The organism is Aeromonas bestiarum (assembly GCF_000819745.1).
Classification (GTDB): Bacteria; Pseudomonadota; Gammaproteobacteria; order Enterobacterales; family Aeromonadaceae; genus Aeromonas; species Aeromonas bestiarum.
Genome location: NZ_CDDA01000011.1, coordinates 1 through 769, shown reverse-complemented (window position 1 = coordinate 769; position 769 = coordinate 1). Strand labels below are relative to the sequence as shown.

General features: G+C 59.8%; 1 protein-coding gene. It reads left to right on the top strand.

Annotation, left to right across the window (positions count from 1 at the left end):
* Nucleotides 1-769: IS1595 family transposase (locus tag BN1118_RS05965; protein ID WP_043554996.1), on the top strand; the 769-nt coding region annotated here is incomplete at both ends.

Sequence of the window (769 nt, the reverse complement as noted above, 5' to 3'; positions counted from 1 at the left end):
TCCAGCTGCTGCCCCCACTGCCAAGCTGACGCTGCCAACTTAGCCCCCTGGGGTTGGAGCCGAGGACTGCGTCGCTACCGCTGCAAACTGTGTTTGCGCACCAGTTCTGTCCTCACCAACACCCCCTTGGCCAGATTGCGCAAGGCCGCGTGCTGGGAAGACTATGCCCAGGCGCTCATTGACGGCCTCACCGTCCGTCAGGCGGCCATTCGCTGCGGAGTGTGCAAGAACACCGCCTTCTTGTGGCGCCACCGCTTCTTGAAGACCATGGCCACCCATCAGGCAACACGAGAGGAGGGGATTGTGGAAGTGGATGAAACCTTCTTCCTCGAATCGTTCAAGGGGCAGCGAGGCTTACCTCGCCCGGCAAGGCATCGTGGTGGTAAAGGGCGAACCCGTGGGACCGGTCCGGATTACATCCCGGTAATGGTGGTGCAAGACCGGGCGGGCCACCTGGCAGACTTCCAACTGGATAAGATGGACGCCCACACGGTCAAGAGAGTATTGGCCCCCCTCATCGCCCCCGATGCCGTGCTCTGTAGTGATGGCGCTGGGGTATATGCCAGTTTCAGCACGTTACAGGGTGTGACTCACCAGGTAGTACGTCATCGTCCAGGTGAACGCGTGATTGGGGCATACCACATCCAGCACGTGAACGGATATCACCGTCGGTTGAAAGAGTGGATGGAGCGGTTCCATGGTGTGGCGACCCATTATCTGAGGAATTACCTGGGTTGGCGCAGGATGCTGGAGCGCTACGGTAAGAGAG